At 60.1% G+C, this 19755-nt stretch carries 16 protein-coding genes; 6 read left to right on the top strand and 10 right to left on the bottom strand.

The annotated features are described in order from the left end of the window. From hldE to NV64_RS11715, 3 genes are all read right to left on the bottom strand, one after another. A partial coding sequence (gene hldE / locus NV64_RS11730; protein ID WP_233208973.1) for a bifunctional D-glycero-beta-D-manno-heptose-7-phosphate kinase/D-glycero-beta-D-manno-heptose 1-phosphate adenylyltransferase HldE occupies positions 1 to 1032 on the bottom strand: 1032 nt, incomplete at its 3' end. Positions 1033 to 1127: 95 nt separating this feature from the next. Then, on the bottom strand, positions 1128 to 3962 hold the full coding sequence (glnE, locus tag NV64_RS11725; protein ID WP_101505984.1) for a bifunctional [glutamate--ammonia ligase]-adenylyl-L-tyrosine phosphorylase/[glutamate--ammonia-ligase] adenylyltransferase: 2835 nt from the start codon (positions 3960 to 3962) through the stop codon (positions 1128 to 1130). Between the two features lie 178 nt (positions 3963 to 4140). Further along, the gene (locus NV64_RS11715) at positions 4141 to 5442 is read right to left on the bottom strand and encodes an inorganic triphosphatase (RefSeq protein WP_056231405.1); all 1302 of its coding nucleotides are present in this window, start codon (positions 5440 to 5442) and stop codon (positions 4141 to 4143) included. A gap of 224 nt (positions 5443 to 5666) precedes the next feature. On the opposite strand from NV64_RS11715, the gene NV64_RS11710 reads away from it, so the two are divergent. Both NV64_RS11710 and NV64_RS11705 read left to right on the top strand, forming a co-directional pair. After that, entirely contained in the window at positions 5667 to 6287 is a 621-nt protein-coding gene (locus NV64_RS11710; protein WP_056231402.1) for a TIGR04211 family SH3 domain-containing protein, read from the top strand. Between the two features lie 141 nt (positions 6288 to 6428). Next, positions 6429 to 7652, top strand: coding sequence for a multifunctional CCA addition/repair protein (locus NV64_RS11705; RefSeq protein ID WP_101505983.1), 1224 nt, complete (start codon positions 6429 to 6431; stop codon positions 7650 to 7652). Between the two features lie 234 nt (positions 7653 to 7886). Here the strand turns inward: NV64_RS11705 and bacA are convergent, their stop codons facing one another. Both bacA and folB read right to left on the bottom strand, forming a co-directional pair. Continuing rightward, entirely contained in the window at positions 7887 to 8714 is an 828-nt protein-coding gene (gene bacA / locus NV64_RS11700) for an undecaprenyl-diphosphate phosphatase (RefSeq protein WP_056231397.1), read from the bottom strand. Positions 8715 to 8854: 140 nt separating this feature from the next. Then, entirely contained in the window at positions 8855 to 9214 is a 360-nt protein-coding gene (gene folB, locus NV64_RS11695) for a bifunctional dihydroneopterin aldolase/7,8-dihydroneopterin epimerase (RefSeq protein WP_056232307.1), read from the bottom strand. Between the two features lie 106 nt (positions 9215 to 9320). Between folB and plsY the strand changes: the two genes are divergently transcribed. Further along, complete coding sequence (plsY, locus tag NV64_RS11690) at positions 9321 to 9923, top strand: glycerol-3-phosphate 1-O-acyltransferase PlsY (protein WP_056231394.1); 603 nt, start codon at positions 9321 to 9323, stop codon at positions 9921 to 9923. 176 nt (positions 9924 to 10099) lie between these two features. On the opposite strand, the gene tsaD is transcribed toward plsY, so the two are convergent. Beyond that, the gene (tsaD, locus tag NV64_RS11685) at positions 10100 to 11113 is read right to left on the bottom strand and encodes a tRNA (adenosine(37)-N6)-threonylcarbamoyltransferase complex transferase subunit TsaD (RefSeq protein WP_101505982.1); all 1014 of its coding nucleotides are present in this window, start codon (positions 11111 to 11113) and stop codon (positions 10100 to 10102) included. 302 nt (positions 11114 to 11415) lie between these two features. Between tsaD and rpsU the strand changes: the two genes are divergently transcribed. The 3 genes from rpsU (at position 11416) to rpoD (ending at position 15655) form a co-directional block, all read left to right on the top strand. Next, positions 11416 to 11631, top strand: coding sequence for a 30S ribosomal protein S21 (gene rpsU / locus NV64_RS11680; RefSeq protein WP_001144069.1), 216 nt, complete (start codon positions 11416 to 11418; stop codon positions 11629 to 11631). Between the two features lie 109 nt (positions 11632 to 11740). Continuing rightward, positions 11741 to 13486: a DNA primase gene (gene dnaG / locus NV64_RS11675; protein ID WP_101505981.1), complete on the top strand. Its 1746-nt coding sequence runs from the start codon at positions 11741 to 11743 to the stop codon at positions 13484 to 13486. 324 nt (positions 13487 to 13810) lie between these two features. Further along, a complete protein-coding gene (gene rpoD, locus NV64_RS11670; protein ID WP_056231387.1) occupies positions 13811 to 15655 on the top strand; it encodes an RNA polymerase sigma factor RpoD in 1845 nt (614 codons plus the stop codon). Positions 15656 to 15808: 153 nt separating this feature from the next. On the opposite strand, the gene NV64_RS11665 is transcribed toward rpoD, so the two are convergent. The 4 genes from NV64_RS11665 to NV64_RS11650 all read right to left on the bottom strand — a co-directional run bounded on the left by NV64_RS11665 (position 15809) and on the right by NV64_RS11650 (position 19721). After that, entirely contained in the window at positions 15809 to 15955 is a 147-nt protein-coding gene (locus NV64_RS11665; RefSeq protein ID WP_101505980.1) for a Hok/Gef family protein, read from the bottom strand. Positions 15956 to 16312: 357 nt separating this feature from the next. Beyond that, positions 16313 to 17347 carry a tartrate dehydrogenase gene (locus NV64_RS11660; RefSeq protein ID WP_056231386.1) on the bottom strand — a complete coding sequence of 345 codons (1035 nt, stop codon included), beginning with the start codon at positions 17345 to 17347 and terminating at the stop codon, positions 16313 to 16315. Positions 17348 to 17556: 209 nt separating this feature from the next. Further along, the gene (locus NV64_RS11655; protein WP_101505979.1) at positions 17557 to 18018 is read right to left on the bottom strand and encodes a heme-degrading domain-containing protein; all 462 of its coding nucleotides are present in this window, start codon (positions 18016 to 18018) and stop codon (positions 17557 to 17559) included. A 158-nt stretch (positions 18019 to 18176) separates the two neighbouring features. Next, positions 18177 to 19721, bottom strand: coding sequence for a PAS domain-containing methyl-accepting chemotaxis protein (locus NV64_RS11650; RefSeq protein WP_101505978.1), 1545 nt, complete (start codon positions 19719 to 19721; stop codon positions 18177 to 18179). Between the last annotated feature and the right edge of the window lie 34 nt (positions 19722 to 19755).

The following is a 19755-nucleotide window of genomic DNA, read 5'->3' as shown; positions in this document are numbered from 1 at the left end:
CATCACCACTTTTTCACCGCGCTGACGCGCTTTTGCCACTTCTGCCTTCAGCTGCGCTTCATCCATCACGCCAAAGCCGGATTCCGGCCGCGCGTGGATGGCATTTTCCAGCTCAACGGTGGAAACGGTCGAGGTGCCGAGCTTGCCGACCACCACGCCCGCCGCCGCATTGGCGAGGAAACAGCTCTCTTCCAGCGTGTTGCCCGCCGCCAGCGCCGCCGCCAGCACGCCGATCACCGTATCGCCGGCACCGGTAACGTCGAAGACCTCCTGCGCCTGGGTTGGCAGGTGGAACGGCGCTTTGCCCGGCTGCAGCAGGGTCATGCCGTTTTCAGAACGGGTAACCAGCAGCGCGGACAGCGCATGCTGTTGCATCAGAGCGGTGCCGCGCTCGACGATCTCGGCCTCGCTTTTGCACTTACCGACCACCGCCTCAAATTCAGACAGGTTTGGCGTCAACAGGGTGGCGCCGTGATAGCGGCCGAAGTCGGTGCCCTTCGGGTCCACCAGTACCGGTACGCCAGCCTCACGCGCCAGGCTGATAATGGCTTCCACGCTGCTCAGCGCGCCTTTGGCGTAGTCAGAGAGCACCAGCGCGCCGGTATGCGGCAGCGCCTGCGCGATACGATCGTGCATCGGCTGCGGGTCAACGCCGTCAAAGCCCTCTTCAAAATCCAGGCGGATCAGCTGCTGGCTGCGCGACAGCACCCGCAGTTTGGTGATCGTCGGGTGGGTAGGAACGGTGACAAAATCACAGGCTACGTTCACGCCGCCCAGGGTGGTGTTGAGCACGCGCGCCGCGTCATCATTGCCGGTCAGGCCCACCAGGCGCGATCCCGCCCCCAGCGAGGCGATATTCATCGCCACGTTAGCCGCGCCCCCGGGACGCTCCTCGATCTGCTCCACTTTGACCACCGGTACCGGTGCTTCAGGAGAAATGCGGCTGGTCGGACCATGCCAGTAGCGATCCAGCATCACGTCGCCAACCACCAGAACCGCCGCACGCTTAAAATCGGGCAGTGTAACTTTCATTCCAGACACTCCAGACTGCAGTAAAATTCAAAAAATGATGCGCGCGATGATAGCACATTTGTGGCTATGGCTGACCACCGCCGCCGGGCGCGGCGTTACTCACCGAGCCACGCCTGCCAGCTGGCGTTAACCCGCGCTTTTTCGTCGGCAAACGCGCCCTCTTCGACGTGCCCCGGCAGCGCCTGCAGCGCCAGATGGTGCAGGGCATCGCGCAGGGTGACGTAAGCCCGGGTCAGCTCGCGCGCCTCTTCTTCTTCCATAAGCCCGCCGTTGGCCAGCAGTTCGAGGATGCGCACGTTATCCGACCAGCGCGTCAGGCTATGATCCTGTGCGGCATAGCGTAAGACCATAAACTGGGTGATGAATTCAATGTCGGTGATGCCGCCGCGATCTGCCTTCAGATCCCAGCGGCCTTTGTGTTTATTGCCGAGGTGCGCGCGCATTTTCTCGCGCATTTCACGCACCTCGGTTTGCAGCGTCTGCGCCTCACGCGGCAGCGCCAGAATATTACGGCGGATCGCCGCAAAACGCTGGCTGAGCGCGGCATCACCCGACACGATGCGCGCCCGCACCAGCGCCTGATGCTCCCAGGTCCAGGCTTCGGTGCGCTGATAGTCGTCAAAGGCGTCGAAGGTGCTGACCAGCATGCCGGCCGCGCCGGACGGCCGCAGGCGGGCGTCCACCTCGTAGAGGATGCCGGAGGAGGTGCGGGTGCTGAACAGGTGCATCACCCGCTGCGCCAGCCGCAGGTAGAACTGGCGGCTGTCGATGCTGCGTTCGCCCAGCGTCACCGAGTCGGTCGGGCAGTCGTGCAGGAATACCAGGTCGAGGTCGGAGCTGTAGCCCAGCTCCCAGCCGCCCAGCTTGCCGTAGCCGACCACCGCAAAGCCGCGCTCACCGTCGTGGGTCAGGTGCGAGGGCACACCGTGACGTGCCACCATCATCTGCCACGCCTGCTGCACTACCGCTTCGATCATCGCCTCCGCCAGCCAGGTGAGGTGGTCACTGACCTTCATCACCGGCAGGGTGCCGGCGATATCCGCTGCGGCAATGCGCAGATGCTGCGCCTGCTTAAACTGACGCAGCGCTTCAAGCTGCTGCTCTTCGTCCTCTTCCGGGATGCGCAGCAGATACTGGCGCAGCTCGTCGCGATAGGCGTCGGTGGCGGTGGCCTGATAGAGCGTGGCCGGATCGAGCAGTTCATCGAGCAGCAGCGGATAGCGTGCCAGCTGGCTGGCGACCATCGGCGAGGCCGCACACAGGCGGATCAGGTGTTTCAGGGCACCGGGGAACTCGGTCAGCAGCTCCAGATAGGTGCTTCGCGTCACCACGCCGAGCAGCAGCGGCGTCAGGCGGCTCAGGGTCACCGATGCATCATCGCGCGGCACCACTTCCGCCAGCAGACGCGGCATCAGTTGATCCAGCGCCTGGCGGCCGCGCGGCCCGATGGTGCGCTTGTCGACGTCGTGGCGGAAGCCGTTGATAGCGTTAAGCAGCTGCTGGCGCGCGTCGCCCGCCAGATGCGGCACCAGCGGTGCCAGCTCCGCCTCTTCCAGCCGGTCCTGCCACAGCACGCCGTAATCGCCCGCGTCACGCTGCTCGTCGGGTTCCGGCGCGTCGTCGCCGATCAGGTCGTCAAAGATGGTACGTACCGCCGCCATATGCCCGTCAAGCAGCAGCAGCAGCGCCGCCCAGTCGGCAAAACCCATCGCCCAGGCCAGACGCGCGCGGTCCAGCTCGCCGGCGGGCAGCGTCTGGGTCTGTTCGTCGTTGATGCTTTGCAGCAGGTTTTCCAGCCGGCGCAGGAACAGATAGGCGTCGTGCAGCTGGGTCACCTGCTCGCCGTTGAGCAGGTTCAGCTCGCCGATGGCGGCCAGGGTGGGCAGCAGCGCACGCATCTGCAGCGAACGTTCGCGCCCGCCGCGGATCAGCTGAAACACCTGCACGATAAATTCGGTTTCGCGGATGCCCCCCGCGCCGAGCTTGATGTTGTCGGTCAGCCCGCGCCGCCGCACTTCACGGGCGATCATCCCCTTCATATTACGCAGCGACTGGATCACGCTGAAGTCGATGTAGCGGCGGAACACAAACGGCCGCAGCATCTGCTGCAGCTCCAGGCTCCAGCGATCGTTGTCGCCGCCCATCAGCCGCGCTTTAACCATCGCGTAGCGCTCCCAGTCGCGCCCCTGCTCCTGGTAATAATCTTCCAGCGCGGCAAAGCTCAGCACCAGCGGGCCGCTGTCGCCAAACGGCCGCAGGCGCATATCCACGCGATAGACGAAGCCGTCAACGGTGGGCTGGTCCAGCACCTTAATCAGCCGCTGCCCGAGGCGGGTAAAGAACTGCGCGTTACTCAACTCGCGGCGGCCGCCCTGGGTAGTGCCGTTTTCCGGCCAGGTGAAGATCAGGTCAATGTCCGAGGAGAAGTTCAGCTCGCCGCCGCCCAGCTTGCCCATGCCGAGGATCAGCAGCGGCTGCGGCTCTCCCGCCGGGTTAACCGGCGTACCGAACTCGCGGCAGCAGGCGTGCCACAGCCAGTCGCGGGCGGCCACGATCAGCGTTTCGGCCAGCTCGCTCAGCTGGGTCAGCGACTGCTGCGTGCTGCTGGTCGCCAGCGCCTGCATCCAGGCAATACGGGTCAGCATATGGCGGCGGAACAGCCGCAGCTCACGCATCAGCCCGTTCTCGTCCTGCACCGCAGCCAGCTGCTGCTGCAGCCACCGGGCGTAATGCTGCCACTCGTCCGGCTGCGGCGGTTGCTGCTGCAGCTGCTGCCACCACTCCGGGCGTTTGCTCAGGTTATCGCTGATGAAATCGCTGAACGCCAGCACCGCCTGCTGCTGCGCGCCAGCGCTGCTGAACAGCGGATCGAGCCGCGTAATCTGCTCTGCCAGTGCCGGAGGCAGCGGCTGAGATAAAGATGGCACCATAAACACTCCCTGATAATCGGCTATACACGTCATCCTTCAAACTGCCTCTGCGTTGGCTACTCTCGCTCACCCCAGTCACATAGTTGTCTATGCTCCCGGGGATTCACTCGTTTGCCGCCTTGATGCAGCTTGAATGATGATGTGTATACACAATGACAAAACAGGCGGCGGCAAGGCCTCAGGCGTTGCCGTTTTTCCAGAATGGCGGCTGCTTCAGCGCCTGGCGGCGGTGACCGTCCAGCCAGATATCCTGCTGTTCGACGATCGCCGTTTGCAACAGCTGCCAGTTTTGCAGCCACTCACCGACCACCGCTGGCTCATAGGCACCGGCCAGCAGACGGGCGGCCAGCTGCTGGCGATGCAGGCGGGTCAGCTTGTCCTGATACTCATTGAGCTGATTAACCTGAGCAAAGGTCTCTTTCAGATCGGCACCGATGCGGCCCAGCATGATATCGCTGAAGCGCTTAAAGGAGCCCTGCAGTTTGGCCTCGGCCCGCGCATCGGCGAATTCACGCCAGCGCTCGGTGACAATCCAGTGAGTAAGTGCTAACTGCGCTTCCAGCCAGAGCGGGCTGAAGCACAGCGCCTGCGGATCCAGGTTGTCGTCCAGCAGCGCCTCTTCCAGCGCGGTCAGCCGCTGGCGCAGTTCGCTGTTGGCTTTGCGCGGCACCAGCGCGCCGTACAGGGAGAACACCTGGCGCAGCGTTTCCAGCGCGTTTTTGATCTCAACCAGCGCGCCGTTGGTGCCGCGCAGCCACAGCTCTTCATGGTACTGCCACTGCGAGAGCGCCAGCAGCAGCGCGGCGCGCATGCCCTCTTCCACCGTGGCCTTCGGCCGCACCTTCAGCACCGGCAGCGGGTGCAGCGCGCGCGGCGGGTTGCCCTGCGCCAGCGCATAGCCGCGCGCCGCCTTGCTCAGGCTGCCCAAGCGCAGACCGTCCAGCCGGGCCAGTTCGGCGGCCAGCGCCAGCAGATCGTCACGCTGGCCGCTTTTAAGCTCCAGCTCAATCTCCGCCAGCGGCTCGCTCAGTTCGCCCGCGCGCACGTCGCCGCGATCCCAGGCTACTTCAATCTCGCTTTCACGGTAAGTGACCACCCACTTTTCACGGGTGAAGTTGGTGCTGAACAGCGCCTGTAACTGCTGCTGCAGGGCGGCGACATCGGTACCGGCGGGCCACACGTCCGCAGGCAGGCGCTGGATATCCAGCTCGGGTTTTTCGAGGTCGACGTTGTACTCGGGGCGCTGGTGCAGGCCGCCTACGCTCTGACCGGCGGTTTTCAGCGTCATCTCATAACGATCGCCGACCCCACGGATGCGCAGCCCCATATCCCAGCGCCGCAGCTGGTTGTCGGCGGTTTCAAAATAAATATTGGTCAGCGTCTGTCCGGCATGATGCTGATGCGGCAGGGCGGCGAGTTTTTCGGCAACGCCGGCGGCGTCGCTACGGGTAATGAACTTTAATTCGATTTCGATGGTCATAATGTCTTATTTTATGTCGTTACCGGCACGGTAACCTGGGGTTGTGCCACGGAATAGCGAGCAGATTAATGCACAAACCGCCGGGCTGTCTCGGGTTTATTATGCTTTCGCGTGGCAGATCGCAGGCCCGGTGAGACCAGGATAGTTCCCATTCAGCTTTCTGCGGGGCCGCTCCAGACTGTGCCTTTGGGTTTTTCCGCATTAACTACAATTAAAGAGTTCGAATGAAATTAACTCACCTGATGGGCCTGACATTGCTGGCCCTCAGCACGGCAGCTACCGTGCACGCCGAAGAGAAACGCTATGTTTCCGACGAACTTTCTACCTGGGTACGCAGTGGCCCGGGTAACGATTACCGCCTGATCGGCACGCTGAACGCCGGTGAAGAAGTCAGCCTGCTGCAGTCCAATGAAAACAGCAAATATGGCCAGATCCGCGACAGCCAGGGGCGTACCACCTGGATCCCACTGGCCCAGCTCAGCCAGCAGCCCAGCCTGCGCACCCGGGTGCCAGAGCTGGAGCAGCAGGTGAAGGATCTCACCGCCAAGCTGGATAATATCGACAGCAGCTGGAACCAGCGTACCGCCGATATGCAGAAGAAAGTGGCCGGCAGCGATGACGCGATTAACGCGCTGAAGGAAGAGAATCAGCAGCTGAAAAACCAGCTGGTGGTGGCGAAGAAAAAGGTCGATGCCGCCAACGTGCAGCTGGATGACAAGCAGCGCGCCATCATCATGCAGTGGTTTATGTACGGCGGCGGCGTGGCGGGCGTTGGCCTGCTGCTCGGCCTGCTGTTGCCGCATATGCTGCCACGCCGGAAGCAAAATAACCGCTGGATGAACTGATCCGCAGCGGCCGTGCCCGGGGGCATCCGTTGATGCCCCTTTTGTCGTGCCTGCGATTTAGCCTTTGCACGCTAAAAATGATAGAGTAAACGCCTGCCAGAACCTCAATTCTGGCCCCCTTTCCCCTGCTGGAGACCCGTTGTGAAAACCTACCTCGTCGGTGGTGCCGTCCGCGATGCCCTGTTAAATCTGCCGCTGAAAGACAAAGACTGGGTGGTGGTAGGTGCCTCACCTGAAGAGATGCTGGCGGCGGGTTATGAACAGGTGGGACGCGATTTTCCGGTATTTCTGCACCCAAAAAGCCATGAAGAGTATGCGCTGGCCCGCACCGAGCGCAAATCCGGCAGCGGTTACACCGGCTTTGTCTGCTACGCCGCGCCGGACGTGACGCTGGAGCAGGATCTGGCGCGCCGCGATCTGACCATCAACGCCATCGCGCAGGATGACGCCGGGCATTATTACGATCCCTACGGCGGCCGCGCCGATCTGCAACAGCGCCTGCTGCGCCACGTCTCCCCCGCCTTCAGTGAAGACCCGCTGCGCGTGCTGCGCGTGGCCCGCTTTGCCGCGCGCTTCGCCCGCCAGGGTTTTAGCGTGGCGCCAGAAACGCTGACGCTGATGCGCGAGATGACCGCCAGCGGTGAACTGGCGCACCTCACTGCCGAGCGGGTATGGAAAGAGACCGAAAACGCCCTGCTGAGCGACAGCCCGCAGATCTATTTTGAAGTACTGCGCGACTGCGGCGCGCTGGCGGTACTGTTCCCCGAGCTGGATGCGCTGTTTGGCGTGCCCGCCCCAGCGCAGTGGCACCCGGAGATCGACACCGGCGTCCACAGCCTGATGACGCTGGCGATGGCGGCCAGGCTCAGCCCGCAGCTGGACATCCGCTTTGCCACCCTGTTCCATGATGTCGGCAAAGGGCTGACCGACCCGGCCAAATGGCCCAGCCATCACGGCCACGGTCCGGCCGGCGTGCCGCTGGTTGCCGATCTCTGCCAGCGGCTGCGCGTGCCTAATCAGGTGCGGGACCTCGCGCTGCTGGTCACCGAGTTTCACGATATCGTGCATACCATTCAACGACAGAGCGCGGAAACGCTGGTGGCGCTGTTTGACCGGCTGGACGCCTGGCGTAAACCGCAACGTATTGAGCAGGTGGCGCTGACCAGCGAAGCCGACGCCCGCGGCCGTACCGGGTTTGAAGAGAATGCTTACCCGCAGGGTGATTATCTGCGCACCGCCTTTCAGCAGGTGCTGAAGGTGGAACCGCGCGCGGTAGTCGCCGATGGATTCAAAGGTGCAGAAGTACGCGAAGAACTCTCCCGGCGGCGGATTGCCGCACTGGCCCACTGGCAGGCGCAGCAATAAAGTATCACCGATTAGAGATGTACTTCGTATAGGCTCCCTGAGCCATGCACAGTGTTAACGGTTTTCTACCTACAGACAACTCAGAACATAAAGCGAAGGGAGCCTGTACACGGAGCAAAGCATCACGGGCCAGGGAAGGCCCGTGCTGAGCTATCAGGGATGATGCTTTTTGCGTCTTTGCGGAGTGTACAGGCTCCCTGAGCCTGCCCCCCAGCCAACTGGCGACTTACCGGCTTACAGCACAAACACCGCGTAAACGGCCGCTGCGATAACAAAGCGATAGATCGCGAACGGGATAAACGAAATCCGTTTGATAATGTGCAGGAAGCTCTTAATCGCAATCAGCGCGACGATAAACGCGGTGACAAAGCCTACGGCAAACATCGGCAGATCGGCCATGCTGAGGAAGCCCATGCTCTTATAGAGATCCAGCGCGGTAGCCCCCATCATCATTGGCACCGCCAGCAGGAACGAAAACTCCGAAGCGGCATAACGGCTGACGCCCATCAGCATCCCGCCGGAAATAGTGGCACCCGAACGCGAAAAGCCCGGCCACAGCGCCAGACACTGGAAGCAGCCGATCATAAAGGCCTGACGGTAGGTAATATCGTCCACGCCCACCGCTTTCGGCTGTTTCGGCTTCAGCAGCTCGGCGGCAATCAGCAGCACGCCGCCGACCACCAGCGCATACATCACGTTGACCGGGTTAAACAGCGCTTTGATATGGTCGTGCAGCAGCAGACCAATCACCACCGCCGGCACCATGCCCAGCAAAATATGGATAAGCGTCAGATGACCGGTGCCGGTTCCCTCATGCGCGACTGGCTTACCGCCAAAGTGGATGCCGATCAGCCCAAACAGGCGGCGCCAGAACATCACCACCACCGCCAGAATCGATCCCAGCTGGATCACTACCTCAAACGTTTCGGCCTTATCGCCTTCAAAGCCCAGTAAATGACCGACGATGATCATATGTCCGGTGGACGAAACCGGAAGAAACTCCGTTAATCCCTCAACCACGCCGAGTATCAGTGCCACCCACAGCTGGTGAATATCTGCCATTAAAATCTACCCCTAAGCATACAAATCATTAAAAAGGCGGCCGCATATCGCGCCCGCCCAATTGTGCTCATACAATGAGACCCGGTTTAAGACAGAGCTTAATGTGATTTGGTTTCATTGTGATGGCAATCATCCTGAATTTATTTCGGATTTGTCCCGCGTTCGATGATCACGCCGACGGTACGCGCTTCGGCCACCGCACCCGGCTTACTGACCTTAATCCGCACCCACGGCGAGGCGAATTCGCTTAACAGCAGGCTGGCCACCTCTTCCGCCACCCGCTCCACCAGCGCGAACCTGCCGTTCGCCACGTGGCGCAGGATCGCCTCAGAAACGTCCGCGTAGCTCAGGCAGTCAGCGACGTTATCGCTGGCGGCGGCTTTACGGTTATCCCATGCCATTTCGACATCGAACACCAGCTTTTGGGAAATAGTCTGCTCCCAGTCGTAAACGCCAATGGTGGTGATCACCGACAGTTGCTCGATAAATACAATATCCATGAAACGGCTCTCTGTTTTTGTGGTTGCCGATACCATCACCGGCGCTTTATGCGTATTATCCACGGATGCTGACAACAAAACGACCCCAACAGGACGGAACGCTGTTATGAGTGTATTCGCGCTTGGCATGATCCTTTTCGCGTATCTGTGTGGCTCGGTCTCCAGTGCGATTCTGGTGTGCCGGCTGTTCGGATTACCGGACCCCCGCCATAACGGTTCCGGCAACCCGGGTGCCACCAACGTGCTGCGCATCGGCGGCAAAGGCGCGGCGGCCGCGGTGCTGGTGTTTGACGTTCTGAAAGGGATGCTGCCGGTGTGGCTGGCGTATCACTTTGGGCTGCCGCCGCTTTATCTGGGCCTGACGGCAATCGCCGCCTGCCTCGGTCATATCTATCCGGTGTTTTTCCACTTTAAGGGCGGTAAGGGCGTGGCCACCGCGTTTGGCGCGATTGCGCCGATCGGCTGGGACCTGACCGGGCTGATGACCGGCACCTGGCTGCTGACCGTGCTGCTCAGCGGCTACTCATCGCTGGGGGCGATTATCAGCGCGCTGATCGCGCCGTTTTACGTCTGGTGGTTCAAACCGCAGTTCACCTTCCCGGTGGCGATGCTCTCCTGCCTGATCCTGCTGCGCCACCATGACAATATTCAGCGGCTGTGGCGCGGGCAGGAAGGCAAGATCTGGAAGAAGAAGAAAAAGCAGCCGTAAATCCGTGGCTTTTCAGAACGGGGAGCTACGGCGCGTCAGCAGCAAACCCACGGCAACGGGAGCGGATCGTCGCCGCTAACGCTGGCGGGCTCAGGCGCGGACAGACCGCCGCACCTGAAGCATACCGGCGAGCGCGACTCAACTGACGATGCCCACTCCAGAACCGACGTGCGGACTCAGATTGCGGGCAGCTCCGCCAGCGGCCAGCGCGGACGCACGGTGACGCTAAGCTCAGCATGCGTGCCGCCTTTCATCCTCACCATACCGGCATAGGCGATCATCGCGCCGTTATCGGTACAGAACTCCGGCCGGGCATAGAATACTTCTCCCCCGCGTTTCTGCATCATCTCGGCCAGCTTGCTGCGCAGCGTGCGGTTGGCGCTAACGCCACCGGCAATCACCAGCCGCTTAAAGCCACTCTGATCCAGCGCACGGCGGCACTTAATTGCCAGGGTATCGACTACCGCGTCTTCAAAGGCGCGGGCGATATCTGCGCGGGTCTGCGCATCGTCCGGGTTGTCGCGGATGGTGTTGGCGGCAAACGTCTTCAGCCCGGAGAAGCTGAAGTCCAGCCCCGGACGATCGGTCATCGGCCGCGGGAAGACAAAGCGTTTTTCCACGCCCTGCTGCGCCATTTTCGCCAGCATCGGCCCGCCTGGGTAGTCCAGCCCAAGCAGCTTGGCGGTTTTATCAAAGGCTTCACCCGCCGCATCGTCAATTGACTCGCCAAGCAGCGTATATTCGCCGATGCCGGTGACGCTAATCAGCTGGGTATGGCCGCCGGAAACCAGCAGCGCGACAAACGGAAATTCTGGCGGGTTTTCTTCCAGCATCGGTGCCAGCAGGTGACCTTCCATATGGTGCACGGCGATCGCCGGCACGTTCCAGGCAAACGCCAGCGAGCGGCCAATGGTGGCGCCGACCAGCAGCGCGCCGACCAGCCCCGGCCCGGCGGTGTAGGCCACGGCATCGATATCCTGCGCCTGCAGCCCGGCCTCTTTCAGCGCCGCCTGAATCAGCGGCACCGTTTTGCGCACGTGATCGCGCGACGCCAGCTCCGGCACCACACCGCCGTAGTCGGCATGGAGCTTCACCTGGCTGTAAAGCTGATTGGCCAGCAGGCCGGCCGTATCGTCATAAATGGCGATGCCGGTTTCATCGCAGGATGTTTCAATTCCGAGAACACGCATGTTTTTTCACCTCATTCAAGCGGCGCGCAGTGTAGCATGACCGCGCTTTTGCTGGCGGCAATTATATGCACGCAGCGCTTACTTACTGTACAACAAGGCGATTTTTTTTAGGCGTGGCGGGCTGATTGATGTATAATCAGCGCCCTGAAAAAAGCCGGCAGCCGCACAGGCGCATCTGTTGGTGAAGATATGCTATGGTGCTTTACAACGAAGCCTGTGTTGGAGTAAAATTCCGCACCATTTTGAAATGAGCTGGCATCGACGCCAGCGGCAAAAACCGATTTTATCGAGGTGAGAGTTACATGCCGGTAATTAAAGTACGTGAAAACGAGCCATTCGACGTAGCACTGCGTCGCTTCAAGCGTTCTTGTGAGAAAGCAGGCGTTCTGGCTGAAGTTCGTCGTCGTGAGTTTTATGAAAAACCTACTACCGAACGCAAGCGCGCTAAAGCGTCAGCCGTTAAACGCCACGCGAAGAAACTGGCTCGCGAAAACGCACGCCGCACTCGTCTGTACTAATATCCTGAGGGGTCACCCTCACGTTTCACAGACAAGTTAGTAGTTATCAGGCCGTGCTTCCGAAAGGAATGCGCGGCTTGTTGCCGTTTATGGCAGTTGAAGGGGATTTATGGCTGGACGCATTCCGCGTGTATTTATCAATGACTTACTCGCACGCACGGATATCGTGGATCTGATCGATGCCCGGGTTAAGCTAAAAAAGCAGGGTAAGAATTATCACGCATGCTGTCCTTTTCATAACGAGAAAACCCCCTCCTTCACCGTTAACGGTGAAAAGCAGTTCTACCACTGCTTTGGCTGTGGTGCCCACGGCAACGCCGTCGACTTCCTGATGAACTACGATCGTCTGGAATTTGTCGAAAGTATTGAAGAACTGGCGACGCTGTACGGTCTGGAAGTGCCCTATGAAAGCGGTAGTGGCCCCAGCCAGTTAGAGCGTCACCAGCGTCAAAGTCTTTACCAGTTGATGACCGGCCTGCGTGATTTTTATCAGCAGTCGCTGGCCCAGAGCCCATCGGCAGGCGCGCGTCAGTATCTGAGCGAGCGCGGCCTGAGCGATGAGGTCATTCAGCACTTCTCCATCGGTTTCGCCCCGGCAGGCTGGGACAACGCCCTGAAACGTTTTGGCCGTAATCCCGACGATCGTCAGTCACTGACGGACGCCGGCATGCTGGTGACCAACGATAAAGGCCGTACCTACGATCGCTTCCGCGAGCGGGTGATGTTCCCGATCCACGATAAACGTGGGCGGGTGATTGGCTTTGGCGGCCGGGTGCTGGGCGACGGAGTGCCGAAATACCTCAACTCGCCGGAAACCGATATATTCCACAAAGGTCGCCAGCTTTACGGCCTGTATGAAGCGCAGAAAAACCATCCACAGCCGGCCAGGCTGCTGGTGGTGGAAGGCTATATGGACGTGGTGGCGCTGGCCCAGTTTGGCGTCGATTACGCGGTAGCCTCGCTCGGCACCTCGACCACGGCGGAACATATTCAGTTACTGTTCCGTACGACGGACACGGTGATCTGCTGCTATGACGGTGACCGGGCCGGCCGCGAAGCCGCCTGGCGGGCGCTGGAAACTGCGCTACCTTATATGAATGACGGCCGTCAGCTGCGCTTTATGTTTCTGCCGGACGGCGAAGATCCGGATACGCTGGTGCGTAAAGAGGGCAAAGAGGCGTTTGAAGCGCGTATGGAGCAGGCCACGCCGCTCTCCGCGTTTCTGTTTGACACGTTGATGCCGCAGGTTGATTTACGTTCACCGGACGGGCGGGCGCTGTTGAGCACCCTGGCCCTGCCGCTGATTAGCCAGGTACCCGGCGAAACGCTGCGCATCTACCTGCGCCAGGAGCTGGGCAACAAGCTGGGGATTCTGGACGACAGCCAGCTGGAAAAGCTGCTGCCGAAACAGGCTGAAAATGCGAAACAGCCACCGCAGCCCCAGCTAAAACGCACAACCATGCGTATACTTATTGGGCTGCTGATACAAAATCCGCAGCTGGCCGCTCAGGTTCCGTCGCTTGAAGGCCTGCAGCAGTCAGACATGGCCGGTTTTTCTCTGTTTGTTGAACTGGTCAACACCTGTGTTGCCCACCCCGGTATGAGTACCGGGCAGCTGCTGGAGCTGTATCGCGGCACAAAATTTAGTCAAAGCCTTGAAACCCTGGCCACATGGAACCACATGATCGTGGATGACGAAGTGGAAACCATGTTCCAGGACTCGCTGGCCAGTATGTACGATGCCGCACTGGAGCAACGGCTGGAAGAGCTGATTGCCCGTGACCGTACCCATGTACTGAGCGCTGAAGAACGCCGCGAGTTTTGGGCACTGAGCCAGGCGCTGAAGAAACAATAATTTTTGCAGTGAGTGGTCGCCCACTCACTGCCCCAAATCAGAATCAAGAAGCGTTATCGGCGCAGCCAGTTTGCCCACCGCCTGCGCGCAGCACCCGGAGCGTACATCAGTACGTGAGGAGTGCGAGCACAGCCGGGGGGCAAAATGGCAAGTGAGATAGCTTCGGACAGAACATCAAGCGGCTTGAGTGCCGAATATCCGTCAGGTTGACCCTGACAGCCGCCACGACGGGCAGCGGCAATAATCCAAACGCCCTCACTGTTATTGTTGGCCTCATAGCCGACCAACACCAATCTAATTTAACAGAAGTGTGGATACCGTCTTATGGAGCAAAACCCGCAGTCACAGCTGAAACTTCTTGTCACCCGTGGTAAGGAGCAAGGCTATCTGACCTATGCCGAGGTCAATGACCATCTGCCGGAAGATATCGTCGACTCCGATCAGATCGAAGACATCATCCAGATGATTAACGACATGGGTATTCAGGTGGTGGAAGAAGCGCCTGATGCCGATGATCTGATGCTGAATGAAAGCAGTAACGATACCGATGAAGATGCGGCAGAAGCGGCTGCACAGGTATTGTCCAGCGTTGAATCTGAAATTGGCCGCACCACCGACCCGGTGCGCATGTACATGCGTGAAATGGGTACCGTTGAGCTGTTGACCCGCGAAGGCGAGATCGATATTGCCAAGCGTATTGAAGACGGTATTAACCAGGTCCAGTGCTCTGTTGCAGAGTACCCGGAAGCGATCACCTACCTGCTGGAGCAGTACGATCGTGTTGAAGCAGGTGAAGCCCGCCTGTCTGACATGATCACCGGCTTTGTCGATCCGAATGCACAGGAAGATATCGCTCCGACCGCGACCCACGTCGGCTCCGAATTGTCTGAAGAAGAACGTAACGACGACGAAGAGGAAGATGAAGAGTCCGACGACGACAGCAGCGAAGACGATAACAGCATCGATCCTGAACTGGCGCGCGAGAAATTTAACGACCTGCGCGTCCAGTACGAAAAAGCCCGTACGGTAATCAAAGCCAAAGGCCGCAGCCACGCAGACGCCGCCGCCGAGATTCAGGCGCTTTCCGACGTCTTTAAACAGTTCCGCCTGGTGCCGAAGCAGTTCGACTACCTGGTGAACAACATGCGTACCATGATGGACCGCGTCCGTACTCAGGAACGTCTGATCATGCGTCTGTGTGTTGAGCTGTGCAAGATGCCGAAAAAGAACTTTATTACCCTGTTCACCGGCAACGAAACCAATGAAACCTGGTTCAAAGCCGCGCTGGCGATGAACAAGCCGTGGTCTGAAAAGCTGAACGAAGTGTCTGACGACGTGCATCGTGGCCTGCAGAAACTGCAGCAGATCGAAGCAGAGACCGGCCTGACCATCGAACAGGTAAAAGATATCAACCGTCGCATGTCGATCGGTGAAGCGAAAGCGCGCCGTGCGAAGAAAGAGATGGTTGAGGCTAACCTGCGTCTGGTTATCTCGATTGCCAAGAAGTACACCAACCGTGGCCTGCAGTTCCTTGACCTGATTCAGGAAGGTAACATCGGCCTGATGAAAGCGGTGGATAAGTTTGAATACCGCCGCGGCTACAAGTTCTCGACCTACGCCACCTGGTGGATCCGTCAGGCGATTACCCGTTCTATCGCCGATCAGGCGCGTACCATCCGTATTCCGGTGCATATGATTGAGACGATTAACAAGCTCAACCGTATTTCGCGCCAGATGCTGCAGGAGATGGGCCGTGAACCGACGCCGGAAGAGCTGGCCGAACGTATGCTGATGCCGGAAGATAAGATCCGTAAGGTGCTGAAAATCGCTAAAGAGCCGATCTCCATGGAGACGCCGATTGGTGATGATGAAGATTCGCATCTGGGCGACTTCATCGAAGACACCACGCTGGAGCTGCCGCTGGACTCTGCCACTTCAGAGAGCCTGCGTTCTGCCACCCATGACGTGCTGGCCGGCCTGACCGCCCGTGAAGCGAAGGTGCTGCGCATGCGTTTCGGTATCGATATGAACACCGACCACACGCTGGAAGAGGTGGGCAAGCAGTTTGACGTAACGCGTGAGCGTATCCGTCAGATCGAAGCCAAGGCGCTGCGCAAGCTGCGTCACCCAAGCCGCTCCGAAGTGCTGCGCAGCTTCCTGGACGACTAACCTTTCGGTTAACGTCCTGCATGCTGCATAAAAATGGCCCCTTCACAGGGGCCATTTTTTTTTGAGTAAAGCATGTAAAAGGGTGCTCATCGACCTCCACCCGGCAATGTGCCTGACGGGCGGGCACAGGGCCCGCCGTCAGCTGGCTTTACCTTACGGGTGACAGGCTAAGCTGGCTTGCAACTCTATCCCTCCCTGTTTATACCGCAGCTCACAGAGTGAACCGCGGGTAACCAGAACCAGCAAAACCGCGGTCACACAGACCACAATAATGCACAGGGCTAGCAGTTTCTTTGCCATCTTTGGCCTCCTTTCTCCATTGCTTTACAGCTGGCAAAAGGCTACCCTCACATTGTCGAGATGTAAGGAGCAGCCTCACGTGATTAACATCATGTGGGGCTTTTTCTCTTTACGTCCCTTACCAGAATGGCTCAGGACATAAGATCCTGAGCACCCGCCACGCAGTCTACTCCTTTACTTTTAAATCAACGACTTCAGTTGCGCTAAATCAGCGCCTCGTCTGAAATTTATGCAACAGCGCTGTAATTCCTGAAAGGCGTAACAGGCCGTTTTAACACAGTCATCTAACCGATATGCGCAGCCGGTACCTGCCCGTTAACGGCCTGACATTCAGACTTTAACAGTGATCATCTGCCATCAAATTGCCGCGATCACCGCCGCCGTAATCTGTTCCGTTTTCAGCCCACCGCCGTTGCCCGCCTGCGCCGTTACCGTTTCCACCGCCCTGAGGATCGCCGCCGCCGCGTCACGCTCGCCGAGGTGCTCCAGCATCAGCGCCGCTGACCAGATGGCGGCGATCGGGTTTGCAATCCCCTGCCCGGCGATATCCGGTGCCGAACCGTGTACCGGCTCAAACATCGACGGCACGCCCGGCTGCGGGTTGAGGTTGGCGGAGGCCGCGTAGCCCAGACCGCCCTGGATCGCCGCACCAAGGTCGGTGAGGATATCGCCAAACAGGTTCGAGGCAACGATCACGTCCAGCGTCTCCGGGTTCATCACCATCCGCGCGGCGATGGCGTCAATGTGATAGCGGTTCACCGTCACGTCCGGGTATTCCCGGGCGATCTCTTCGGTGACCTCATCCCACATCACCATGGTGTATTTCTGCGCGTTGGACTTGGTGACCGAGGCCAGCCGCCCGCTGCGCTGACGCGCCATCTCGAAGCCATAACGCAGAATGCGCTCGACGCCGCGGCGGGTAAAGATCGAGGTTTCCACCGCTACTTCATCCGGCGTGCCCTGATGGATACGGCCACCGGCGCCGCTGTACTCGCCTTCGGTATTTTCACGAATGCACAGGATATCAAAGTCGCCCTTGCGCAGCGGCCCTTCCACCCCGGCCAGCAGCCGGTGCGGGCGCACGTTGGCAAACAGGTCGAACTGCTTGCGGATCGGCAGCAGCAGCCCGTGCAGCGAGACGTTATCCGGCACTTTATCCGGCCAGCCCACCGCGCCCAGCAGCACCGCATCAAAGCGCTTCAGCGTGGCGATGCCGTCCTGCGGCATCATTTCACCGTGCTCAAGATAGTACTCACAGGACCACGGGAACCACTCACCGCCGAGGGAAAAATCAAATTTTGCCGCGCTGTGTTCCAGCACCTGCCATGCGGCCCGGGTGACGTCAACGCCAATGCCGTCGCCGGGGATCACCGCTACCTGATAGCTATTCATAACTCTCCTTAACCGTTATTCAGGGCACAAAACCGGGCGGTGCAACGGCGAGGTGGCACCCAGCCGCCCGTCTCCTGCCCTTTATCATCGCCGATGCGGATAACCGGTGCTGCTTTTTTCAGAGCGATCGGCGGCAGAAGCTGCCGAATACGCGCCAGGCGCAGTCGGCAGAGGGTGCAGAGGGTGCAGAGGGGCCAGGAGGCGTGACGTTACATGACCTGCCGGATCGCCCACACCGCCAGCGCATGGTCCTCATCGGAAGGCAGGCCGCTGACGGTAACCGCGCCAATAACGCCACCGCCGGCCAGCAGCAGCGGGAAGCTGCCGCCGGAGTCGGTGTAGCGCTGCGGATCCATATAGCTCATCTGCTCCATCGCCACGCCGTTGGCCTTGTTCAGCTCGCCGGTATACAGCGAGGCGTGGGCGTTGCGCAGCACGGTGTTGCGCTTACGGGCAATCCATTCGAGGTTTTCTGCGCTGGAGCCGCTCAGGGAGGTGCTGAACAGCACCTGACCAAAGGCATAAACTTCAATCGCTACCGGCAGGTTTTCGCGGGCGGCACGTTCGCGCAGCAGGCTGCCGATCTGCCAGGCGGTATCAAAACTGAACTGGCTGACGCGCACGTGGGCTTCCTGCTCAAGCAGGGTTTCAAGGCTGGGAATGGCGGACATAAATCGTCTCCGGCAAGGTTAACGGTCAATGCCCTGCAGGATAGTTGAATTTATTATTTCACAAAACACCAAAAAGAAATAAAAATTTTATTTGTGAGCTTAGTCAAATATCGTGTTGCAACAACGGCAAAACGGGCCTTCGCTGGCCCGTCCGGGGGTTAGCGGAAGACGCTGACCGCCTCCACCAGCCGCTGCGCCTGGTACTTCATACGCTGTGCCGCGCGAGCCCCTTCCGTGACCAGCGCACTGTTATCATGGGTCAGACGATCCAGCGCCGCTACCGCCTGGCCGACCTCGTTCAGGCCGCTGCTCTGCTCGGCGGTAGCCACGCTGATCTGCTGCAGCAGTTCGGTGACGTTCTGCACCTTCTCAACGATATCGCTGATGGCTTTGCCGGCTTCATGCACCTGCCCGGCGCCGGACTGCACCTTGAGGTTACTGGCCTGAATCAGCTGGCGGATCTCGCTGGCGGCACCGGCGCTGCGCTGCGCCAGGTTACGCACCTCGCCGGCCACCACCGCAAAGCCCTTGCCCTGCTCGCCCGCCCGCGCGGCTTCCACCGCCGCGTTCAGCGCCAGGATATTGGTCTGGAACGCGATGCTGTCGATCAGCCCGGTGATGGTGGCGATCTGCCGCGCGCTCTCGGCGATCTCGTCCATGGTCACCACCACGTCCTGCATCACCTCGCCGCCCTTCGCCGCCGCACTGCTGGCGGTACGCGAGAACTGGTTGGCCTGCTCGGTGCTCTCGCCGTTGCGCTGCACGGTGCTGGTCATCTGGTTCATGGTGCTGGCGGTCTGCTGCACGCTGGCCGCCGTCTGCTCGGTGTGGCTGCTGATCTGGTCGTTGCCGCGCGCCAGCGCGTCACTCGCCTGGTGAACGTCGACCACCTGATCGCGCACGTCATTGATCAGCCAGCTGAACATCAGCCCCAGCTGACCGACGGCGCGCAGGGTCATGCCAATTTCATCCACCCGGTTCAGATGGCCCACCTGCGGCCGGGCACCGGACGCCACGTCCAGCGCCTGGCGGCACACCGACTCCAGCGGGCGCGAGATCTGGCTCTCCAGCCACAGGCTGCCCAGCAGCAGCAGCAGCGCCGAAACGCCGCTGAAGCCGGCCAGCGCCAGGCCGGATGCACCAGATGCGGCGGCAGCTGCGATCAGCGGCAGCCACAGCGCCAGCAGCGCGCTGCGGATGCGCCAGCGCAACGGCAGGGTTTTCAGGATGCTCAGACCGCTGAGCCAGCCGCTGCGCAGCAGCAGCCCCTTATGCAGCCGCCAGCCCTTCATTTTTCCCTGATTGATCTTCTGATACAGCTGCTCAGCCGCCCGCACCTCTTCCGCCTGCGGCTTGGTGCGCACCGACATATGCCCCTGAATCTCACCGTTGCGGACCACCGGCACCACATTGGCCCGCACCCAGTAGTGGTCACCGTTTTTACGCCGGTTTTTTACCAGCCCGGTCCACGGCAGCCCCTGGTTCAGGGTGGCCCACATATCGGCAAAAGCGGCTTTTGGCATATCCGGGTGGCGCACCAGGTTGTGCGGCTGACCGTCGATCTCGTCGCGTTCATAGCCGCTCACCTCAATAAACGCGTTGTTGGCGTAGGTGATGTAGCTGCTGGCATCGGTGGTGGTCATCAGCGTGATATCGTCGTCGAGCGGATGTTCCTGTTGTGTAACAGGTTTAGGGCTGTGCATATAACGGCCTTGTTATAAATAAGTTCACTGGCAG

Origin of the sequence: Erwinia sp. B116, from assembly GCF_002865965.1 — a bacterium.
GTDB lineage: Bacteria > Pseudomonadota > Gammaproteobacteria > Enterobacterales > Enterobacteriaceae > Erwinia.
The sequence above is the reverse complement of the archived record's forward strand: the minus strand, read 5'-3'. Positions and strand labels throughout refer to the sequence as shown.